The organism is Nocardia sp. NPDC004722, assembly GCF_053601505.1.
Window position 1 is genome coordinate 782 of sequence record NZ_JBSGBY010001091.1, and the last position, 454, is coordinate 1,235.

The window sequence follows — 454 nt, forward strand, 5'->3', positions numbered from 1 at the left end:
TCACCCGAATAGACCCCACCCTCCCCGACCCCGAAGCCTCCGCCACCCTCCTCATCTCCGGCATGCGCGGCCTGATCCAAGACTGGTGGATCACCGCCGACACCCCCCGAATCCACCGAGCCGTCACCCTCCTGATAACCCAAGCCCTCCCCACCACCAACTGAGAGGCTGTCAGTGACCAAACTGCCCGTGTAGGCCGACGACCCAGGGGCGCTGGAGCTTACGGACCAGCAGTACGACGAGCTGCCCGATGCGCTGCGAAAGCTGATCGGGAATACCCGTAACCCACGAGGACGCATTGCTCCTCGAAACCCCATTCCCGGCACTAATCCCGTTCTCCCGCCTCGATTCCTGAGCCCTAACCTGCCTTGCGGCCGGGGCCGTAGGTGGCTGTGCGGAGCAGGAATTCGATCGGGCCGTAGCGGTGGTGGCGTGTCCAGAAATGGGATGCCGC

The 454-nt window shown here is 64.5% G+C and carries 1 protein-coding gene; it reads right to left on the bottom strand.

Annotated elements, in window-relative coordinates; translation table 11 throughout:
• Positions 1–358 precede the first annotated feature (358 nt).
• A partial coding sequence (locus ACWELQ_RS45955; RefSeq protein ID WP_452403239.1) for a DUF418 domain-containing protein occupies positions 359–454 on the bottom strand: 96 nt, incomplete at its 5' end.